We start from the raw sequence: 21,600 nt of genomic DNA on the forward strand, positions 1-21,600 counted from the left end.
ATATGGATTATTTAGTTGTTTTTCTGGTTCTCGTTGTTTTTCTCCAAACCAGAATTACGGATTTGCGACGGGCGGTTATTTGTATGGCCAGCCAGTCTTTGATTATTGCCTGTGCCTGCTTCTGGCTGGGACTTTCCTATAGCAGCGGGTTTCATGCATTTGTGCCAGGTCTTTTGACCTTGGCGGTAAAGGTTATTTTCATTCCAGGAGCTGTTCTCCATCTGGTAGGCAAGCTGACCAATGAGCGGGAGATATTGTCTGAGAGTAATGTTAATTATTCCACTATGGCTGCCGCTTTGTTTTTGGTGCTGGGCTATGCCTTGGTAGAGAGATTACTGCCAGGCTCTGCTGGGCGGGATATTGTTGCGGCTTCTATTCTGATGATTATGACAGGCCTTTCCATGATGGTTCTGCGTAAAAGAGCCATTATTCAGATTGTAGGCCTGATTACACTGGAAAATGGTATTTATCTCTTAGGACTTTTGCTAACTCAGGGATTGCCTTTGGTGGTGGAGCTAGGTGTATTTTTGGATGTGCTGATTGCGGTAGTAGTATTGGTAATCCTTACCTCCAGAATGCGTCTTTCCTTTATGACTACTGATACCAGTGTAATGAAAAAACTGAAAGGGTAATGAAATGAATCTTAGTATAAGTGATCTTATATATATCATCCTGGCGTTGCCTGTAATCTTCAGTTTGATTTCGGCAACCAATTTACTGCCCAAGGATGGACTGCATTGGCTGAACCGTATTACAGCCACAGTTGTTTTTGTAGTATTGGTGCAGTTGGTATTAAATTTTGATGTAAATTCTCCTTATAGGGATGAATATCTGTATTTGGACGCTCTAAGCGTTTGGATGCTTTTGATTATTGGCACCTTGTATCTGGCCTTTGCTTGGACCAGTAAAGCCTATTTGGATAGAGATACCAACAAGCGTTATGGCTATCTCCGGCGCTTCGGCCGATTGGAGGGGCGTTTTTATGCTCTTTCTCATATGTTTGTCTGGATTATGTTGGGGGTAGTTGTTGTCAACAATCTGGGCCTAATGTGGGTAGCCATTGAGGCAACTACCTTGGTATCTGCCTTGCTGGTGGCCTTTAAGTTTACCCGCACCTCTTTGGAGGCAGCCTGGAAATATGTTATGGTATGTACCGTAGGTATTTGTTTGGCTTTGCTGGGAACTATTCTGGTTTATTATATCCAGTTGACCTGTGTAGGCAATACCAACCCTTTGGATTGGCTGTATCTGGCTCAGCATGTGGATAATATTGACACCGGTATGGCTAAGCTGGCTTTCTGCTTCCTTTTTGTAGGCTATGGCACCAAGATTGGCTTGGCTCCTATGCATGCCTGGCTGCCAGATGCCCATTCCGAGGCTCCAGCCTTGACCAGTGGCCTTTTGTCTGGTGCTCTGTGTATCTGTGCAATTTATGCCCTGATTCGCAATATGATTATTCTTTTGCCAGCTATCGGGGTGGATTTTGTCAGCGGGCTGTGTCTGTTCTTTGGTTTATTTACCGTAGCTATGGCAGTGCCTTTTGTGCTGGTACAGAGAGATGTAAAGCGTATGCTGGCCTATTCCTCTATGGAAAACTTTGGTCTGATGATGGCTGCCTTGGGATTTTTTGTGCCTATGGCGGCTCAGGCTATGCTGCTGCATATGTTTAACCATGCTTTGGTGAAATATTCCTTGTTCTATACAGCAGGCACTATTATGGAGGAATTTGGCACCAAAAATATGATGCGTATTCATGGTATGATGAGCCAAACTCCTAGAACAGCATTGTTCTGGCTGTTGGGCATTGTAGGCATTCTGGGTATGCCTCCTTTTGGTATCTTCTTTAGCAAATTCTTTATAGTCTTTGGTTTCTTCCAGTCAGAACATCCTTGGCTGGGTATTTTGATGCTGGTACTGCTAGCTGGTATGCTGATTGGCATTCTCTACCACGTTATGCGTATGTTTGGCGGTCAGTCCAAGCGCAAGCATGCTATAGAGCTTTTTGGGGTGGTAGATTCCCTGACCTTGGCTGGTCTGTTGCTCTTTAGCTGTGTAGCTAGTGCAGGACTTGGCCAGATTGATGTATTGAATACTCTGCTGCAGCATGCAGCACAGATTGTTCTGGGAGGTGTTTACTAATGCAGCAGGTTGTTTCATCAGAAGAATTGCTGGCTGCGGCTCTGCAAGTATATGAGCAGGGCAAGCACCCTCTCACCGCTATGTTTGGCCGAGATGAAACCTTAAATGGAGCAGGCTATGCCATTTATTGTTGTTTTGAAGTGCCTGAAAAAAGGGATGTACATATTGTAAAGGGTGTATTCTCAGCAGAGGGGCCTCTTAGCTATGAGAGTCTTACCCATGCTATTCCAGCAGCTGCCTGGTATGAGCGGGAAATCCATGATATGTTTGGCTTGGTGCCAGAGGGACATCCGGATTTGCGTCCCTTGGTGCTTCATGAAAGCTTTCCAGAGGATTTTCATCCTCTTCGTAAGTCAGTGGCTGTTAATGCCAAGGTACGGGGGGAGCGTAAATTCAAAATCCGCACCGCCAAGGGACAAGGACTGTTTCAGGTGCCTGTAGGCCCTATTCATGCCGGTATTATTGAGCCAGGCCATTTCCGTTTCAGTCAGGCTGGCGAGGCTATGCTGCAGCTTGATGCCAAGTTGTTCTTTACTCATCGAGGGATTGAAAAGGCTGTAGAGGGTAAAACTCCAGAGGAAGCTCTCCATATTGTGGAGCGTATTTGTGGGGCCTGCAGTGTGGCCAATACCTGGAGTTTTTGTCAGGCTGTGGAGAAGGCGGCAGGAGTTGCTGTACCTCGCAGGGCAGAGATTATCCGCACCTTGCTTTCAGAGCTGGAGCGTATTACCAATCATGTAGGTGATTTGGGCAATATGCCAGCAGGTGTAGGTTTCAATCCTGCTATTAGTCTGGGCAGCAGACTGAAAGAACAGCTGATGCGGCTTTGTGAAGCTGTGGCTGGCAATAGATTCCTCCGAGGGGTTATTGTACCGGGAGGAGTTCGTCAGGATATTACTCCAGAGCTTATTGAGCATATCCATGAGGTTATGGATGCTACGGCTCAGGGTGTGGAGGATTTGGCGGCCATGTTCCGAGAGCAGGAGAACTTCCAAAATCGTGTCCGTACTACTGGTATTATCCGCAATCAGACAGCCAAGGATTTGGCTATGGTTGGGATAGGAGCTAGAGCCAGCGGCTATGCTCATGACAGCCGTAAGGATTTTGCCTATGGCGTTTACCCTGAGCTGGGCTTTGAACCATATACCATGACTATGGGAGATGTGGCTGCCCGCCTTTTGGTGCGTATCGGTGAGCTGTCTGCTTCCTTTGAAATGATGGATAAGCTTTTGGATATGCTGCGGAATTGTCACGGTATGGAGCTTAAGGTGGAGCTGACTTCTGGTAAGGGAGAAGGCTGGGGTATCTGTGAATCTGCTCGTGGCAGCAATTTCCAGTATGTGGCCTTGGATAATGAGGGACGAATTGACCGCCTCTTTGTCCGCAGTGCTTCCTATCCTAACTGGCCTGCCCTGACCATTGCGGTGCAGGGGGATATTATTCCTGATTTTCCGTTGATAAATAAGAGCTTTGAGCTTTGCTATGCTTGTATTGATAGATAAGGGGGAGAGCTGTGTTTAAGGTATTGGAAAGAATTTTTCGTGACAAAATTGCCACCGAGCAGATTTCCCTTGAGGGCAGCGAAAGATTTCGGGGAACTATTGAGGGCAATGGTTCTCCAGAAATGCTGGAGCATTGTCAGTCTGTGTGTCCTGTAGGTGCTTTTCAGGTTCAGGGCGATAGCTACAAAATTGATTATAAAAAATGTCTTTTCTGTGGTAAATGCGTAGAGGCCTGTGCTTCTATTGCTCTGCAGGAGGGCAAGGAGGGCGATGTTCTCCATCATTCCAGCAAGGATGCTATGCCTTATCTTTTAGAGGCTGGTCAGGAGGCTGTGGCAGAGGTATTAAAGCAGAAGCTGGGCCGTTCTCTTCATGTCCGCCATCTGGATGCAGGTTCTTGTAATGCCTGTGACTTTGAAATGGGTGCCATGAGCAATCCATATTATGATTTGCATCGTTATGGTGTAGCCTTTGTAGCTTCGCCACGCCATGCAGATATGCTGATGGTAACAGGTGTAGTAACCCGCAATCTGGAGCAGGCTCTCCGTATGAGCTATGAGGCTATGCCGGAGCCAAGGCTGGTTATGGCCTGTGGTGCTTGTGCAGCTGGCGGTGAAACCTATGGAGATACATATGCAGTAGTAGGTGCTGCTGACCAGGTGGTGCCAGTGGATTTGTATGTACCTGGCTGTCCGCCAAGACCATCTGCCATGATTGTGGGCATGCTGGCGGCAGCGGATATGCTGGCAGAAAAGTTAAAGCATAAATAATTTTTTGATGAAAGCAATATAAGGAGGTGTGACTATGCCTAGAGAGAAATTTAGCATAGATGGACAGATTCAGCAGATGAAAAGCAAGGGCATTAAATTTGAGATGATTGACGAAAAAGAGGCCAAGAAGTTTTTAGCCAGTCATACCTATTATTTTCGTCTGAAGTTCTACGCCAATAACTATACCAAATGTACTACAGGGGATAAGGCAGGTCAGTATGTGAATCTGGACTTTGCTTATCTTAAGGAGCTGTCCCTGCTGGATATCTATCTACGGCGAGTCATGTTCTCCATTGTTATGGATGTGGAGCATTATGCCAAAATCAATTTGCTGGCTTCCCTAGAGAAAAATAAGCGGGAGGATGGCTACAAGATTGTGGCGGAGCTTTTGAAAAAGCATCCTTGGCTGGGCCGGGAGATTGAACGGCAGAAGGCTCCTTATACTGCTGGTTTGATTAACAAATATAAAGGAAATTTTGCCGTATGGAATATTATTGAGGTATTAACCTTTACCAATTTGATTGTGCTATATGATTTCTACTATAGCAAATACAATCAAAAGCATGTGGAGTCAGATTATTTTTACTCTGTCCGAAATATCCGCAATAGTATTGCCCATAACAACTGTCTCCTGCATGATTTGCGGGCTACTCAGTCTGGTCAGCAGGAGGTAAAGGATGAAGAAATCTGCCGCATCGTGGCTGAGATTCCTGGCATTGGTTCCTCCATGCGCAGTACCAAGCTGTGTGTACCTTTCCTTTATGATTTTGTAACTACTCTGGAGGTCTTTGACCAGATTGTTACCAGTCAGAAGGAGCGCATCAAGCGGCTGGAGGTTCTTTATCTGTTGGTAAATAATAGATTCTCCCGTCATATTGATTATTTTGAAGGGAATCCTGTGGTTAAGACAGCTTTGGATTTTATGACCAAGGTGGTTAGCTATTACCGTAGCAAAAATCTGGCTGGAACTCCTACTGAAGATTTAATGTTTTGACAGGCAATAGGCTTTAGGGTACAATCAAATTAGAGATTAATATATAACTTTAGAAAATGAGGTGTTATTATGGCAAATGAAGAGATTATGGACGAGGAAAACATTGTAGTAGAGTTTCAGGATGATGCAGGTAATTCCCTGTATTATCAGCAGGAAATGATTATTCCTGTAGATGGTGTGGATTTTGCTCTGCTGGTAGGCCTTAATGTTGAGAATGATGAAAGCTTTGATGAGGAAGAGAATGTTATCATCGCCAAGATTGTGAAGGACGAAAACGGCGAGGATGAATATGTAGATCCTACTGATGAGGAATTTGAAAAGGTTCAGGCTGTTTATAACGAGCTTTGCGATGCTGAGGAAGCTGAGTAAAAGACAGTGACCACAAAGAAATTTGTATTGCCCCAGCTTTATTTTAGCAAGCTGATGCGGGCTATTACTGAGTTTGAGCTTATTGAGGAAGGGGATAAAATCCTTCTAGGCATCTCTGGCGGCAAGGATAGTATTTTTATGGCATATGCTATGGCCATGATGCAAAAACGGCTGAAAAAGAATTTTCAGCTACAGGCGCTTACTATTAATCCCATGTTTTCAGAGGATTTTGATACAGAGCGTATTCGAGGCTTTATGGAGGAGCTGGGGATTCCCTTTGCTTCTTTTCCTGTGGATATTGCTGGTACGATTGAGAATCAGGGAGGCAAGGATCCTTGCTATACCTGTGCTTTTTTCCGTCGAGGTGCCGTAAACCGCTATGCCAAGGAGCAGGGGTGCAACAAGGTAGCCTACGCTCATCACCATGATGATGCAGTGGAAACCTTTTTCATGGGGCTTCTGTATTCAGGACAGCTTCATACCTTTACTCCCAAGACCTATTTGGACAAAATGGATTTGACGGTTATTCGTCCCTTGGTGTACTTCCGAGAAGCGGAAATACGAGAGGCAATTCAGTATCATGGCTTTGAGCCTGTACCCTCGCCTTGCCCTTATGATGGACATACCATTCGTCAGAAGGTTAAGGACTTGATTCAGGAAATAAGTCAGGACAATCCTCAGCTCTACAGTCATCTGGCGGCAGCCATGCGGCAGGATGCCATAGGAGAGCTGTGGGCTCCGGCCAAAACCCGTAAGGAAATGCAAAAGCAGTATTTCAGCTATATGTACGGAAAGCAACAATAAAATATCTCAAATAATATCTGGACAGCAGAGGTGTCAAAGCTAAAAGTGCTTTGGCACTTTTTATTTGCCAGATAATTTGGAAATATTGACACATACACATGGTTTTAGGTTATAATAAAAGATAAAGATGTTGATATGCTGGGCGGGAGGAATAGATATGCAAAAATCTTGGTGGAGCAAGCAGTATGGAATCGTAATTGCAGCCATTGTCTTGCTGATGATAATAGCTTTCTTGTATAAGGATTCTCTTTTGGATACAGAAAAGGTTCATGAGGATGAACGGCTATATAATGTAGGGGTGCTGATAGATAGTACCATTTACGATGCAGGCTGGAACCAGTCTCATTATGAGGGATTTGAGGAGGCTGCTAAGGAGCTGGGGGTAAAGATACATTACAGGACCTTTGTGCCGGACAATGATAATGAAGCAATTCGCATCGCCGTAGAAGAATTGATTGAGGAAGGCTGTCGGGAGATATTTGCCACCAGCTTTGGTTATGGCGAAGGCATTATTAATTTGGCTCAGCAGCATCCGGATATTTATTTCTTTCATTGTGCAGGTACAGAAACCGCACCTAATGTTTCTGTTTATTTTGGTCGTATGTATCAGGCTAGATACCTTAGCGGCATGGCTGCAGGTATGCGTACCAAAACCAATCATATAGGCTTTGTGGCTGCCATGCCCATTGTGGAAGTTATACGGGGAATCAATGCCTTTACCCTAGGGGCGCAAAAGGTAAATCCCCAGGCCGTAGTTCATGTGCGTTGGACAGATAGCTGGGACACACCAGAAAAGGAAAAGGAAGTTACCCAGAAGCTATTGGAGGATGTTCCTGTAGATATAGTGGCTTATCATCAGAATAGCAGCCAGCTATTGGAGGTGGCTCAGACTATGGGGGCTGAGGGAATTGGCTATCATTATGACAATATGGAAAAATTCCCCTATACTATGCTGACCGCTGCTGTATGGGATTGGAAGCAGTTCTATACCAAATTGATTAAGGAATGTATTGACGGCAGATTTACTAGTCGTATATATTATTCTAGCTTGAATAATAATGTTATTAAGATTACTCCTCCTAGAGCTGGAACACTTTCCAGTCAACAGCTAGCGATTATAGACTCCACTAGGAATGCTATTATGTCTGGCAGTTGGGATGTATTTTATGGGCCAATATATAGTCAGGATGGAAGGCTGATGGTGAAGGAGGGAGAAGCCCTTTCGGATAAATATTTGATTCAGAAGATGAATTGGCTGGTAAAGGGAACGGAGGGCAGCAGTGATGGAACAAACAAATGAAAAAACTAAAATTCGTGCTCTTGCCATGAAGCGGATTGTTTTCGCCGGACTTCTACTGGTGCTGGTTTCCTTGGTAATTCTGTTCCTGTTTCGCCAGCGGATTTCTGTTTTGCTGGTAAACAATGTTCAGATAGAAATGCTAAGCATTGTAGAGCAGAACCGTTTTAAGGTAGATGGCCAGCTAGAGGTTATTTTTCGCAATATGGAAACCATTGCTGATGATGCTGCTAACAAAATTAGCAAAGGCCAGTCCTTGCAGGAATTGGATTTGGATAAAAGACTGCTAACCAATGAGTTTAATCATGCTGGCTTAATTAATATTTATGGTCGAGGCCTTGTAGGCCCGGATTTACAGTTAAGACATTTTGTCGGCATCAGGGAATCTCTGCATGGCAGCCAAAAAATTGTTTATATGCCAAATACCGCGCTGGGGGATGTTAATGCTGTAGTATTTTCCGTGCCTGTGGTAAAAGATGATAGGATTTTGGGCAGTCTTTACGCCACTATGGATATGACTAATCTTCAGACGTTGTTTAACGAACAGTCCAATATCAATCCTGATGAAAGCTTTATTATTAATTCTGAGGGCACAGTGTTCGTTAGGGCCAAGGATCAGGAGCTGGCGGAGCAAATAGGCATTCGACTCCATGATTGGCAGCAGCCAGAGGCACCAGAGGATATGCGGAACCTCTACACCAAGATTCGTCAGGACAAATCTGGAGTGGAGAGAGTTACCCTGCCTGATGGGAGACAGGTCTATATTGCCTGTATGCCCTTGGATACGGTAGACAACCTCTATATACTGAATGTACTGTCTATGGAGGTGATTCAAGAACGCATTAACGGGGTGCTGAACAATGCCACTGCTGTAACAGGGATACTGTTGATCATTTTGCTATTTGGCTATGGTATTACAGAAATGCGGCAGGTTAAGCATGGCCAGGAGATTTATAATCTGGCTTATATTGATACCTTGACTGGCTTGTATAATAAAGAAAAATACAAAAGGGATATGCTGAGAGAAATTGAAAATAAGCATAGCTCCCTTTGTGTATCTATATTAAATATTCGTGGTATGAAAACCATTAATGAGCTGCTAGGCGTGTCCTTCGGTCATAATGTACTCCGCCAGGTAAGCGAAATACTAAAAAGCCAGCTGTTAAAGCAGGAACAATGCTATATCGGAGATGGAGGTCTTTTCTGTCTGGTGAGCTGGGATGTGAGCAAGGAAAAGGTAGAAAGCCGTCTAAAGGAATTGATAGAGAAGATTCAGGCCGGAGACTGTGCCCAAGGTAAGTACAATATTCAGCTTTCTGCTGGAGCCTATTGGCATCTTATTAACAAAGAAAATGTAGGGGAGGGCACTTTGTCTCTCAGCTCGGTTTCTCTGCCTGCTATGGACAGCTTCATAGATACAGACAGTCATTGGCCAGAAAACTTTTTTACCAAGGCCAGGGCCGCCTTGAAGCAGTTAAAGATAAGTGACAAGGGAGGAGTGCGTTTTTTTGATGACAATTTGGCAGAAAAAATTCGCACAGAAAAACTGTTGGAGAACAATTTCCAGCAGGCTTTAGAAAATAACGAATTTGTTCTGTACTATCAGCCTAAATATGGTATCAAAGGCGCAGAGCCAGAGCTGCATGGCGCGGAGGCTTTGATTCGCTGGATAAGCCCAGAGTATGGCTTCTTGTCACCGGGAAGATTTATACCTCTTTTTGAGCGGGACGGCAATTTGGAGATTTTGGACAGACATGTGTTGAAGCTGGCTTGTCGGCAGTTAAGACAATGGCTGGATGCTGGTTACAAGGCTGTGCCAATTTCTGTTAATATATCTAGACGAAATATCGTGGGGGGAAATAACTTTCTGGCGTATGCTTTGGATGTGCTGGCAGAATACCAAATTCCAATCAATTTAATTCAGCTGGAGATTTTGGAAACTGATGCTTCTGTGGATTCTAAGCTGTTAATAAGGTTCCTTCAGATTTTTAAATCCAGCGGATTTAGCTTGGCTATGGATGATTTCGGCAGCGGTTATTCTTCCCTTGGTATGTTCAACTCCATGCCTATTGACTGTCTAAAACTGGATAAAAGCTTTTTTGACAGTTGGCAGCCAGATATGTCAGAAAGGGATAGCTGTCTGATTAAATATATGATAAAGGCAGCCCATGATACAGGCAGAACAGTGGTAGCTGAGGGTATAGAAGAAAAATTCCAAGTAGATTTGCTTCGGCAATATAATTGTGATATGATACAGGGATATTATTTCAGCAAGCCATTGCCAGCAGAAGAATTTGCTAGCAAAATGCATAAGCGGGTATAAAGTAAAGCAGTGAGAGGGGAAGCCATCTCACTGCTATTTTTATGGAATATACAGAACATATCCTTAAAAATAACTTGCGTTTACTGGAAAATGTGGTTGATGAATGGACTTTTGTTATTTTATAGTGGATTTTTTTAGGAAAAGACTTGCATATCTGGCTTTTTTCCTTTATTATGGTAAATGTATCTCCACAGAGGAGAAATATATTGTTTGGAGGCGTTAGCTTTGATTAAGGTTTTAGTCAGCGGTGCCTGCGGCAGAATGGGACAGGCAGTTGTCAAGGCTGTTATGGAGGACCAGGAGCTGCAGCTAGTAGCTGCTGTTGATATTAAAACCGGCATTGATGCCGGTGAAATGGTGGGCATGGGCAAATCCGGTATAATTGTCACCGACAATCTGGACCAGGCCATTGAGGATACCAAGCCAGAGGTTATGGTAGACTTTACTCGCCCAGATGTGGTATATGGCAATGCTGTCAAGGCATTGAAGAAGGGAGTATCTCCTGTTATTGGTACCACAGGTCTTTCTGATGAGTCCAAAGCAGAGCTGGCTCAGCTGGCAAAGGATAACAATGCACCATGCTTTATTGCACCAAATTTTGCTATTGGCGCTGTACTGATGATGCTGATGGCCAAGCAGGCTGCCAAATATATGCCAGAGGTGGAGATTATAGAGCTTCATCATGACAAGAAGCTGGATGCCCCATCTGGTACAGCTCTCCAGACTGCGGCTATGATTTCTGAGGTGCGGGCTGCTCATCAGCAGGGCAATCCAGAGGAAAGCGAAAAGGTGCAGGGAGCCAGAGGTGCCAATGTGGATGGTATGCATATCCACAGCGTTCGTCTGCCAGGTTATGTGGCTCATCAGGAGGTTATCTTTGGAGGTCTTGGTCAGACTTTGACTATTCGCCATGATTCCTTGAACCGTGAGTCCTTTATGCCAGGTGTATGCCTGGCCTGCAAAAAGGTACGCAGCCTTTCCGGTCTGGTAATCGGCTTGGACAAGGTCATGGATTAATATTGATTAACATTTGAAAGGATGTATATAGATGAAAAAATATAATGTTGCTATTCTGGGTGCTACTGGTGCTGTAGGTCAGGAATTTCTGAATCTGATTGAGGAGCGTAATTTCCCATTTGCTGAGCTGAAGATGCTGGCTTCCAAGCGTTCTGCTGGTAAGAAGATTCAGTTCATGGGCAAGGAGTACACTGTTGAGGAGGCTGCCGAGGACTCCTTCAAGGGTGTGGATATTGCGCTTTTTGCTGGCGGCGCTGCTAGCAAGACCTTTGCACCTGCTGCTGTAAAGGCTGGTGCTGTAGTTATTGATAACTCCAGTGCTTTCCGTATGGACCCAGAAGTACCATTGGTTGTACCAGAGGTAAATCCAGAGTCTATTGCCAACCACAAGGGTATTATTGCTAACCCTAACTGCTCTACCATTATTATGGTTATGGCTCTGAAGCCTCTTTATAATGTATCCAAGATTAAGCGTGTAGTTGTATCCACCTATCAGGCTGTATCCGGTGGTGGCAAGGAAGCTATGGCTGAGCTGGAGGAGCAGGTAAAGGCTATTAACGAGGGCCGTCCTGTAGTTGCCAATATTCTGCCTGGTGCATCTCTGGCTAAGCATTATCAGATTGCTTTCAACCTGATTCCTCAGATTGATGTATTCAAGGACAATCTCTACACTAAGGAAGAGATGAAGATGATCGACGAGACCAAGAAGATCATGAATGATGATAGCATGAGAATCACTGCTACCACTATTCGTGTTCCTGTATACAGAAGCCATGCTGAGTCTGTAAACGTAGAGTTTGAGGACGAGATTTCTGTAGAAAAGGCTCGTGAGGTACTGGCAGCATTCCCAGGTGTTACCCTCACTGATAATCCTGATGAGCAGATTTATCCAATGCCTTTGGAGACTTCCGGCAAGGACGATGTAGAAGTAGGTCGTATCCGTAAGGATTATTCCACCGATAATGCCTTGAATTTCTGGGTATGCGGTGACCAGATTCGCAAGGGTGCAGCTCTCAATGCCCTCCAGATTGCTGAGTACATGATTAAAAATGAAATGGTTTAATTAATTACCAAATAAATAAGAGAAGCCCTGTCAGATAGAGAATCTGGTTCCTATTTGGCAGGGCTTTTGTGATATAATTATATTTGAATGAATTGGATTTTAGGTGCAAGGGAATAATATTGGCAGAGGATGGGGAAGTGTGATGGATAACATTAAGAAAAAATTATTTCGGCTGCAGGATGTTTGCTATGGGGATTTTCATAGCAAATTAATGCCTAATATTGCTAGGGAGAAAATTATTGGTATCAGGGTGCCTGTTCTGCGACGATTTGTTAAGGACTTGTCTGAGGCAGAGAAGGAAGATTTTCTACAACAGCTTCCACATAACTATTATGAAGAAAATAATCTTCACGGACTGATTATTATGGAAAGCAAGGATTATGGAAGCTGTATAGGAGAATTGGAAAGATTTTTGCCTTATATAGACAACTGGGCCACCTGTGATATGCTGCGGCCCAAAATTTTGAGCAAGCATCTCCCTGAGCTGCTGGAGAAAATCTATCAATGGCTGGCTAGTGAGGATACCTATATTGTACGATTGGCCATTGGCTTTCTCATGAGCTTTTATCTGGATGATGGAGCTTACCAAAGAGAGTATTTGGCCAAGGTGGCAGAGGTTTCCTCTAAAGAATATTACGTCCGTATGATGGTGGCTTGGTATTTTGCCACTGCCCTAGCTAAGCAATATCAGGATGCATTGCCTTATATGCAAAAAGGGAGAATGGAGGAATGGACTCGCCGTAAGGCAATCCAGAAGGCCCTCGAAAGCCGCAGAGTTAGCCCGGAACACAAGGAATATCTGCGAAGCCTTCGATAAAGTGACATAGGCATATACTATATAGAATCGTGAATGGAAAAAATGATTTGTTTTCTGTAGTAATTGCACTGAGATATATGTTGAATGATCAGTGGTATAAAGAGCTTATAAATGAACTTAAAGCCTTGATTGATAAATATCTTAAGAAACATGATAGTATATCAGAACAAGAACTATATGAGAAAATGGGGTTTTCGGAAAACTGGAGAAAGATAACCAGATATAGAAAACAATAAGATAAGGTGAATTATTTTGATGAATGCAAATAATAATAATTTGCCTCATGTGGTGGTACTGGCTACCGGAGGTACGATTGCAGGAACTGGAGCTTCGGATACTCAGATGACGGGGTATCAGGCAGGAGCTTTAGGTGTGGAGGTGCTTTTGGAGGCAGTACCAGCCTTGAAGCAGGTAGCCAATATTACTGGTGAGGAGATTGCCAGCATAGATAGCAAGGATATGACTGAGGAAATTATGCTGAAGCTGTCCTGTAGGTGCAATGAGCTATTGGCTCAGGATGATGTGGCTGGTATTGTAATTACCCACGGTACTGATACCATGGAGGAAACAGGTTATTTTCTCCATCTTACTGTTCATAGTGATAAGCCGGTGGTATTGACAGGCTCCATGCGTCCGGCTACCGCTATCAGTGCTGATGGCCCAGCTAATTTGTACAATGCAGTTAAGCTGGCTGTGGCTTCTGAGGCCAAGGGCAGAGGTGTAATGATTGCCATGAATGATGAAATCTTTAGTGCTCGGGATGTGGTAAAGAGCAATACGGAAAATCTGGCTACCTTTGCTACGCCTAATGGGGCAAAGCTGGGGATTATGGCTGGGGGAAAGCCTCGTTTTTATACCCAGCTTCTTCGCAAGCATACTGTGGACAGTGAATTTTTTGTCAATAAGGATACTGTACTGCCAAAGGTGTTTATTATCTACAGTCATGCTGGAGAAAAAGGAGAAATGGCTGAGGCGGCTGTAGAAAAGGGCGCCAAGGGAATTGTTTATGCCGGTATGGGTATGGGCAGTGTACATCAGGCTTCCGAGGCGGTGCTTATAAAGGCGGCACAGCAGGGGATTGCGGTGGTGCGTAGTACGAGAAGCTATTCAGGTATAGTGGAAGCAGGTTTACCTCAGTGGACGGAGGCTGGATTTATACACAGCGATACTTTGCCACCAAATAAAGCTCGGATTCTATTACAGCTGGGACTGCTAAGCACTAATAGGCCAGCAGAGCTGCAGAGGATGTTTTTAGAATATTAATATAGCGATATGGGAGTACTCTTTCAGGAGCACTCCCATATCGGTAATTTATTTATACACTTTTTGTAGGCATGGCATATACTCTTCCAGGCACATCGATATACCTGTTAAGAGTATATGTCATGCCTTCTATTTTGTGTATTCATCGCACTTTCTCGCTTTGGCACTGTTTGTAATTTTGACGTATTTACTGAAATAGAACAGCAAATGATAGTACCCTAAGAAAAAACTAGCTGAGCGATATTTAGTTCATATTACCGCTATTGAGGGATTTATAATCGAAAAATCACGATGATTCGGCAACAGCCGGAGGGGCATGACACTTTTGCGTCATGATAAACTATCAGGCAGGGCCATTAAGTCGGACAGAGCAAAAGTCGTTATGACCGCAGGCTGTATATCGAAAAACTTTGACATATCGAATTATATTTACATCCATAGGGAGATAGGTAACTCGGCAAATCAGAATTTAGCACAAATATCATGTTAGTTTGCAATATATGCACTGTTTTGATAGAATTTACTTATTAGAGTAGCGTAGAGGGTTATTTTATATTAACCATGTACCAGCGTTAGGAAAGGGGATTTTTATGGTAAAGATCGCAGTTATTGGTGGTTCTGGTGTTTATGATCCAGATATGTTGGAGAATGTAAGACAGGAGGTTGTAGAGACTCCTTATGGTGAGGTGCCTTTGCAGATCGGCACCTATGCCGGTAAGGAAGTGGCTTTTTTGGCTCGTCACGGCAGTCATCACTCTATTGCACCTCATAAGATTAATTACAGAGCCAATATTTATGCCTTGAAAAAGCTTGGGGTACGGAAAATTATTTCCACCACTGCTGTTGGTTCCTTGAATAAAGCCATGCAGTTGGGAGATTTTGTCCTGCCAAATCAGTTCCTGGATTTTACCAGAGATAGAGTCTGCACCTTCTACGAAGGTGGTGAGCGTGGGGTAGTTCATGTGGATGTTACCGATCCATATTGCCCTGAACTGAGAAAGCAGATTACAGAGATTGGCAAGAGATTGGGTATTCATGTGATTAATGGTGGCACCTATGTGTGCACCAATGGCCCTCGCTATGAAACTCCAGCGGAGATAAAGATGTTTGCTATGCTGGGTGGTGATTTGGCTGGTATGACCAATGTACCAGAGGTTACTTTGGCTCAGGAGGCAGAAATGTGCTATGCCACCATTTCCATGGTCACTAATATGGCTGCGGGGATTTCTGAAACCAAGCTGACACATCAGGAAGTTATGGATGCTATGGCTGCCAACAGCGATAATTTCCGCAAGCTGATTATGACTCTTCTGGCTGAATTGGATCCTGATGAGGACAATTGTGACTGCGCCCATGTCTTGGAAGGGGTAGGCGGTTTCAAGCTATGAAAATCATAGCCCGTATGCACAATGATTTTGACAGCAAATTTGGCATTCCCCGCCAAAGCAATGTGGTACAGGAGTTGAAGGGACGGATTGTCTTTGAGCCAGAATATCGCAATGAAGCAGCTCTGCGGGGCATTGAAGGCTTTGATTACCTATGGCTGATTTGGCAGTTTTCTGAGGCAGTGCGGGACAAATGGTCCCCTACGGTAAGGCCTCCTATTTTAGGCGGAAATACCAGAGTAGGGGTATTTGCTACCCGCTCTCCCTTTCGTCCCAACGCCATTGGTCTGTCCAGTGTGAAGCTGGAGAAGGTAGAGCTTCATACCCCAGAGGGACCTGTATTGCATATTAGCGGGGCGGATCTGATGAACGGTACGCCTATATTGGATATTAAGCCTTATCTTGCCTATGTGGACAGCCATCCAGAGGCTGCTCAGGGTTTTCGAGGCCAGGGCTGGAACCGGAAGCTGCAGGTAAATTTTCCTCCAGAGCTTTTGGTGAAGATTCCACCAGAAAAACAGGCAGGCCTATTAGGTGTGCTGGAAAATGATCCCCGGCCTACCTATCAGGAGGATGCCCAACGGATTTATGGTATGTCCTTTGGAGGGCAGGAAATCAAATTCCAGGTGTCAGATGGTATCTTGCAGGTGGTAGCCGTAGAAGGATAATCTTTTCTGCTAGCAAGGAACCTTGTTGACAAATTAGTTTGTCAGTTATATAATACAACCATAGAACATGCAACGGAGCATAGGCTTTTGTTGCATGTTCTTTTTTTCTAGGTGTTTTTTACTGATACCCCATGCAAAGCAAAAGGAGATGTATTGTCATGAGAAGTTTTCCCTTATTTAAAGAACTGGAAGCAGAGCGTGATAAAGTCAATGCAGAGTTTCACAAGGCTACCAAGCCACAGTTGATAGAGAGATTAAAGGAATTTGGTTTTATGCAGCCAGATCCTGATAATCCTACTAAATTAGTCTTGGCGGAGAAGGCTACAGACAATGTTTATCATCTGTCTATCAACCGCTATAGCGTTACTGTACAGTTCCAGCATGTGAGAACTGGCGAAGTAAAGCTTATTTGCGATATTAGCAATTTTGCCATGAATACCCACAATATGATGAATGTTATTATTAAGTGTGTGGATTATTGGCTGCAGTACGGCGTGGTTTATGATTATGTCAGCGCCCAGGGTTTTAGAGAAATAGAGTAATTGATTACTATCGAATGGCACAAGGCAGTTGCTGGATCTAAAAGGAGAATTTTGCAGAGCTTGGACTGGAATTCTCCTTTTTTGTTGCTTACATAAGAAAAATTTTACATTTTTTATTAAATAAGCAGGATTTTTCAAGATTATATAGAATATATTTTCTCAGAAGGTTTAGTTGATAAATATGGTCTGATAGAGGATTGAGATTGTATGCGTAAGATATGGAATGTAAAAAAATGTGATGCAGGGCAGGCGGCGGCTTTGGCGGCAGAAACAGGTATCTCTACTTTGTTGGCAGGAGTTCTGCTGAATAGGGGCATTGATAATCGGGAAAAGGTGGAGGAGTTCCTTCATCCAGAGAAATGGGACTATCATGATCCTTATCTCTTGCCGGATATGGCGGCTGCGGTTAAGCGGATTCGTCAGGCTATAGACAGTCGGGAACAGATAGTTGTTTATGGCGACTACGATGCTGATGGTATTACGGCCACTACGATATTGCTAAAATGTCTGAAAAAAATGGGGGCTTTGGTGGATTACTATATACCAAATAGATTTACCGAAGGCTATGGCATTAATCAGGAGGCTCTGGAAAAACTGTATAATCTGGGAATTTCTCTGATTATAACTGTGGATTGCGGTATCAAATCCCTGCAGGAGATTGCATCCATGTCAGGGAAAATTGATTTTATAGTTACAGATCACCATTTGCCGGGGGAGGAGCTGCCCAAGGCCGTAGCTGTGGTGGATGCCCATAGGCAGGATTCTGTTTATCCCTGCAAGGAGTTGGCTGGGGTAGGCATTGCCTTTAAGCTATGTCAGGCTCTAGGCAAGGAAATGGCAAATCCAGCCTGTGAGGAGGCGGCTCTGGAAATTGTGGCCTTGGGTACGGTGGCAGATGCAGTGCCTCTGGTAGACGAAAACCGCAAAATTGTGGCAGCTGGTCTAAAAAGAATGTCCACCACCCAAAGTGTGGGCTTGAAGGCCTTGATTGATATTACAGGCTTGGCAGGCAGGGATATTGATAGTACCGCCATAGGTTTTATTCTGGCTCCTCGTATCAATGTGGCAGGCAGGCTGGAAAGTGCCCGCCTTAGTGTGGAATTGCTTTTGTGTCAGGACTCAGAGCAGGCTGCCCAAATGGCGGAACGGCTCAATGAGCTGAATCATACCCGCAAGGAGCTAAAGAATCGGATACAGGCTGCGGCGGAGGAACAGCTGGCCAAGGTGGATATGGATAATGCCAGAGTGATTGTAGTGGCTGGTCAGGGTTGGCATCATGGTGTTCTGGGCTTGGTGGCTTCCTCTTTGCAGGAAAAATACTATTTGCCTACAGTGGTTATCAGCATTAAGGATGGGATTGGTAAAGGCTCCTGCCGCAGTATTCCCGGCTTTAATCTTTTTGAGGCCTTGGGGAATTGCCAACAGCATTTACTGCAATTTGGCGGTCATGCTATGGCAGCAGGCTTGACGGTGGCGGAGAATCAGATTGATGCCTTTAGAGAAGAGTTAAGCAAGGAAACTCTGCGGCAAATGGAGCCGGAGCAGTTTATTCCTAGCTTTAATATTGATATGGAGATTTCCCCTGGGGATATGACCATGTCTATGGTGGAGGAGCTTTCTCTGCTGGAGCCTTGCGGTATGGCCAATGAAAGTCCCCTATTTGCTTGTAAGGGCTTGCGTGGAGTTAATGGTGAGCTAAAGGGAACAGATGCCAATCATCTTAAGTTCTCTGTGGCAGACAAGGGGCATTTGGTGGAGGCCATTGCCTTTAATATGCCGGAAATGCTGAACAAGGTGAACCAGAGCAGATTTGATATGGTGTATGCTGTGGGCATTAATGAATGGCGGGATATGCGGAATCTGCAATGTGTGGTTCGCTGTTTGGAGTCTCCTGTGCCAGCACAGCAGGAGATGCAGCCTAATCGGGAGTTCCTTAAGGGAATATATGGCTTTTTGTTGGGCAGAGTGAAATCTGGGCGGAAAATGTCCTCAGATTTGACCTGGGTGGCTATGCAGGCTAGAGGCCAGGGCTGTCGGGCAACACTGGAAAATGTGGAGGCAGCTTTGCAAATATTTTTGGAGCTGGGCTTATTAGTGGATGATGGTAAGGGATATTTGGAATTAAATCAGTCCAGCGGACCTATGAAGCTGGAGGATTCTCCTACCTACAGACAGCTGAATGGGTTGGAAAATTAGCTGTATTTGGCTAATATGGAGGCAGCATAGTCTAGTAAAATGAAAAAACAGGGCATATGGGCGATAAATGTGCTATACTCTACATATATTGTTATAGTTGGTGGTGGTTCAAATGATGGAACAAAAAGGTCAAAATAATGTCAACATCTACATACCGGAGGTAGCATCGGCTACGGCTGAGGTTACTATTGATGATGTTATAAATGCTGTGGTAAAGTATCAGCCCCATGCTGATGTAAAACTGATACGGAAAGCTTATGATTTGGCTAACGCAGCCCATGCTGGCCAGAAGCGGGCTTCAGGAGAGGATTATATTATTCATCCGCTGTGTGTAGCCAAGATTCTTACAGAATTACAGATTGATGCCACTACCATTACAGCGGCTCTGCTTCATGATGTGGTGGAGGATACTACCTATTCCCAGAGCCAGATGGAGGATATTTTTGGGCAAGAAGTAGCCATGCTGATTGATGGAGTTACCAAGCTGGGTAAAATCAAATATCAGTCCAAGGTGGAGCAACAGTCTGAGAATTACCGCAAGCTGTTTTTGGCTATGGCCAAGGATATTCGGGTTATTATGATTAAGCTGGCTGACCGCCTGCATAATATGCGTACCCTGAAATTTGTCAAGGAGGAAAAGCAGAAGCGGATTGCCAAGGAAACCATTGAGGTTTATGCACCGTTGGCCAATCGTCTGGGTATTTCTAATATTAAATGGGAGCTGGAGGATTTGTGCCTTCGCTATCTTGAGCCAGAGTTTTACTATGATTTGGTAGAAAAGGTAAAGCAGAAGCGACAGGAAAGACAGCGTTTTATTGAGGATTCCATTTTGCAGATTCACACCAAGTTGATACGCAGTGGTATCAAGGCGGAGATTAGTGGCAGAGCCAAGCATTTTTACAGCATTTACCGCAAAATGAAGCGAGATAACAAGGATATTAGTGAAATTTATGATTTGTCTGCAGTGCGGGTACTGGTGCACAATGTGAAGGATTGTTATGCGGTACTGGGTGTAATTCACGCTATGTGGAAGCCTATTCCTGGGCGGTTTAAGGATTATATTGCTATGCCAAAATCCAACGGCTATCAATCCCTCCATACCACGGTTATGACCAGAGGTTATCCTCTGGAAATTCAGATTCGTACCTTTGCCATGCACAAAATCTCTGAATATGGTGTGGCTGCTCATTGGAAATACAAGGAGACAGGCCGCAGTGTGGGAGCAGGCAATGATTATGAAAAGAAAATTTCCTGGCTGCGGCAGATGGTGAATCTGCAGCATGAGGTAAATGATCCTAGCGAGTATTTGGAAGCCTTGAAGATGGATATTTTCTCTGATGAAGTATTTGTCTTTACTCCTAATGGTGATGTTATAGACCTGCCTAAGGGCTCTGTGCCTATTGATTTTGCTTATCGCATTCATACCGAAGTGGGGCATCACTGTGTGGGTGCTAAGGTTAATGGCAAGATTGTACCTTTGGAGTACAAGCTGCAGAACGGCGATCAGGTAGCTATTATTACCAATAAAGCCAACAATGGGCCTAGCCGGGACTGGCTGAATATTGTAGCCTCCTCTGATACTAGAGCAAAGATTCGTTCCTGGTTCAAGAAAGAAAAGCGGGAAGAGAATATTATCCGAGGCCGGGATATGCTGGAAAAGGAGGCTAAGCGCCTGGGCTATGAGCCAAAGGATTTGCTGCGGGATGAATGGCTGAATTCTGTCTGTCTCCGCTTCAATATCAATAATGATGCAGATATGCTGGCGGCTATTGGTTATGGCGGTATTGCAATTAATGGTGTTATGGCCAAGCTCATTGAGCATCACAAAAAGGCCATCAAGGCAGCTACCCCTCCAGATGTTACCCAGATGTTGGAGGGTATCAAGCAGCAGCACCGGAACTCCAAGAAGAATAAGGCCAGTCATGGCATTCTGGTAGAGGGTGAATCCGGTATGCTGGTTCGTTTGGCTAGATGTTGCAACCCTATACCGGGAGATCCTATTATCGGTTATATTACCAAGGGGAGAGGTGTGTCTGTTCATAGAGCAGATTGTCCAAATGTACTGTCTGACGATGGGGATACTACCAGAGTTATAGATGTAAACTGGGATGTTGGTTTGGACAAGACTTATACAGTGGAAATTGAAATCAACTGTAATGATACCACAGGTGTACTGACAAGTATTTTGTCTGTGCCAGCGGAAATGAAGATAAATGTATCCTCTGTAAATGCCAAAGCAAACAAGGGCAATAAGACTTCCACTATTATTATGGGGCTGGAGGTAAATAATGCGGCTCAGATTTCTATGGTAATGGCCAAGATTCGTCGTTTGAAGGATATTTACAGCGTAGGCCGTGCTTTGTTTGCTGCTACTGACAATAATAGCAATACCAAGCATGGACGCTGATAATCAAGTGTTGGATATTTCTGCCCTTATAGGTGGCAGGAGAT

The 21,600-nt window shown here is 44.3% G+C and carries 18 protein-coding genes; all 18 read left to right on the plus strand.

Annotation, left to right across the window (positions count from 1 at the left end):
* The first annotated feature begins 2 nt into the window (after window positions 1–2).
* A complete protein-coding gene (locus tag I6E26_RS00095) occupies window positions 3–632 on the plus strand; it encodes a hydrogenase (RefSeq protein WP_235319791.1) in 630 nt (209 codons plus the stop codon).
* Window positions 633–636: 4 nt separating this feature from the next.
* On the plus strand, window positions 637–2,139 hold the full coding sequence (locus I6E26_RS00100; RefSeq protein ID WP_235319792.1) for a proton-conducting transporter transmembrane domain-containing protein: 1,503 nt from the start codon (window positions 637–639) through the stop codon (window positions 2,137–2,139).
* Window positions 2,139–3,641 carry a hydrogenase large subunit gene (locus tag I6E26_RS00110; RefSeq protein WP_328227888.1) on the plus strand — a complete coding sequence of 501 codons (1,503 nt, stop codon included), beginning with the start codon at window positions 2,139–2,141 and terminating at the stop codon, window positions 3,639–3,641. The genes I6E26_RS00100 and I6E26_RS00110 overlap by 1 nt, the downstream gene beginning before the upstream one ends.
* Window positions 3,642–3,652: 11 nt before the next feature.
* On the plus strand, window positions 3,653–4,411 hold the full coding sequence (gene nuoB, locus I6E26_RS00115; protein ID WP_235319793.1) for an NADH-quinone oxidoreductase subunit NuoB: 759 nt from the start codon (window positions 3,653–3,655) through the stop codon (window positions 4,409–4,411).
* A 34-nt stretch (window positions 4,412–4,445) separates the two neighbouring features.
* A complete protein-coding gene (locus I6E26_RS00120; protein WP_235319794.1) occupies window positions 4,446–5,405 on the plus strand; it encodes an Abi family protein in 960 nt (319 codons plus the stop codon).
* A 69-nt stretch (window positions 5,406–5,474) separates the two neighbouring features.
* A complete protein-coding gene (locus I6E26_RS00125; RefSeq protein WP_235319795.1) occupies window positions 5,475–5,774 on the plus strand; it encodes a DUF1292 domain-containing protein in 300 nt (99 codons plus the stop codon).
* A gap of 54 nt (window positions 5,775–5,828) precedes the next feature.
* Window positions 5,829–6,578, plus strand: coding sequence for a tRNA 2-thiocytidine biosynthesis TtcA family protein (locus I6E26_RS00130; RefSeq protein ID WP_235320068.1), 750 nt, complete (start codon window positions 5,829–5,831; stop codon window positions 6,576–6,578).
* Between the two features lie 157 nt (window positions 6,579–6,735).
* Window positions 6,736–7,878 (plus strand): BMP family ABC transporter substrate-binding protein, encoded by a 1,143-nt coding sequence (locus I6E26_RS00135; protein ID WP_235319796.1) that lies wholly within the window; start codon window positions 6,736–6,738, stop codon window positions 7,876–7,878.
* Complete coding sequence (locus I6E26_RS00140; protein ID WP_235319797.1) at window positions 7,862–10,198, plus strand: bifunctional diguanylate cyclase/phosphodiesterase; 2,337 nt, start codon at window positions 7,862–7,864, stop codon at window positions 10,196–10,198. Before I6E26_RS00135 ends, I6E26_RS00140 begins: the two co-directional genes overlap by 17 nt.
* 225 nt (window positions 10,199–10,423) lie before the next feature.
* Window positions 10,424–11,215 (plus strand): 4-hydroxy-tetrahydrodipicolinate reductase, encoded by a 792-nt coding sequence (gene dapB / locus I6E26_RS00145; protein ID WP_235319798.1) that lies wholly within the window; start codon window positions 10,424–10,426, stop codon window positions 11,213–11,215.
* A 31-nt stretch (window positions 11,216–11,246) separates the two neighbouring features.
* Window positions 11,247–12,278, plus strand: coding sequence for an aspartate-semialdehyde dehydrogenase (locus I6E26_RS00150; protein ID WP_235319799.1), 1,032 nt, complete (start codon window positions 11,247–11,249; stop codon window positions 12,276–12,278).
* 142 nt (window positions 12,279–12,420) lie between these two features.
* Complete coding sequence (locus tag I6E26_RS00155) at window positions 12,421–13,095, plus strand: DNA alkylation repair protein (protein ID WP_235320069.1); 675 nt, start codon at window positions 12,421–12,423, stop codon at window positions 13,093–13,095.
* 255 nt (window positions 13,096–13,350) lie between these two features.
* Window positions 13,351–14,358: an asparaginase gene (locus tag I6E26_RS00160; protein ID WP_235320070.1), complete on the plus strand. Its 1,008-nt coding sequence runs from the start codon at window positions 13,351–13,353 to the stop codon at window positions 14,356–14,358.
* Between the two features lie 590 nt (window positions 14,359–14,948).
* Window positions 14,949–15,746: an S-methyl-5'-thioadenosine phosphorylase gene (gene mtnP / locus I6E26_RS00165; protein ID WP_235319800.1), complete on the plus strand. Its 798-nt coding sequence runs from the start codon at window positions 14,949–14,951 to the stop codon at window positions 15,744–15,746.
* Entirely contained in the window at window positions 15,743–16,411 is a 669-nt protein-coding gene (gene tsaA, locus I6E26_RS00170; protein ID WP_235319801.1) for a tRNA (N6-threonylcarbamoyladenosine(37)-N6)-methyltransferase TrmO, read from the plus strand. The genes mtnP and tsaA overlap by 4 nt, the downstream gene beginning before the upstream one ends.
* Before the next feature lie 158 nt (window positions 16,412–16,569).
* The gene (locus I6E26_RS00175) at window positions 16,570–16,953 is read left to right on the plus strand and encodes an addiction module toxin RelE (RefSeq protein WP_235319802.1); all 384 of its coding nucleotides are present in this window, start codon (window positions 16,570–16,572) and stop codon (window positions 16,951–16,953) included.
* A gap of 207 nt (window positions 16,954–17,160) precedes the next feature.
* Window positions 17,161–19,149 carry a single-stranded-DNA-specific exonuclease RecJ gene (recJ, locus tag I6E26_RS00180; protein ID WP_235319803.1) on the plus strand — a complete coding sequence of 663 codons (1,989 nt, stop codon included), beginning with the start codon at window positions 17,161–17,163 and terminating at the stop codon, window positions 19,147–19,149.
* Between the two features lie 115 nt (window positions 19,150–19,264).
* Window positions 19,265–21,556, plus strand: a complete 2,292-nt coding sequence (locus tag I6E26_RS00185) for a RelA/SpoT family protein (RefSeq protein ID WP_235320071.1) — start codon at window positions 19,265–19,267, stop codon at window positions 21,554–21,556.
* Window positions 21,557–21,600 lie beyond the last annotated feature (44 nt).

Origin of the sequence: Anaerovibrio lipolyticus (genome assembly GCF_021531495.1) — a bacterium.
Classification (GTDB): Bacteria; Bacillota; Negativicutes; order Selenomonadales; family Selenomonadaceae; genus Anaerovibrio.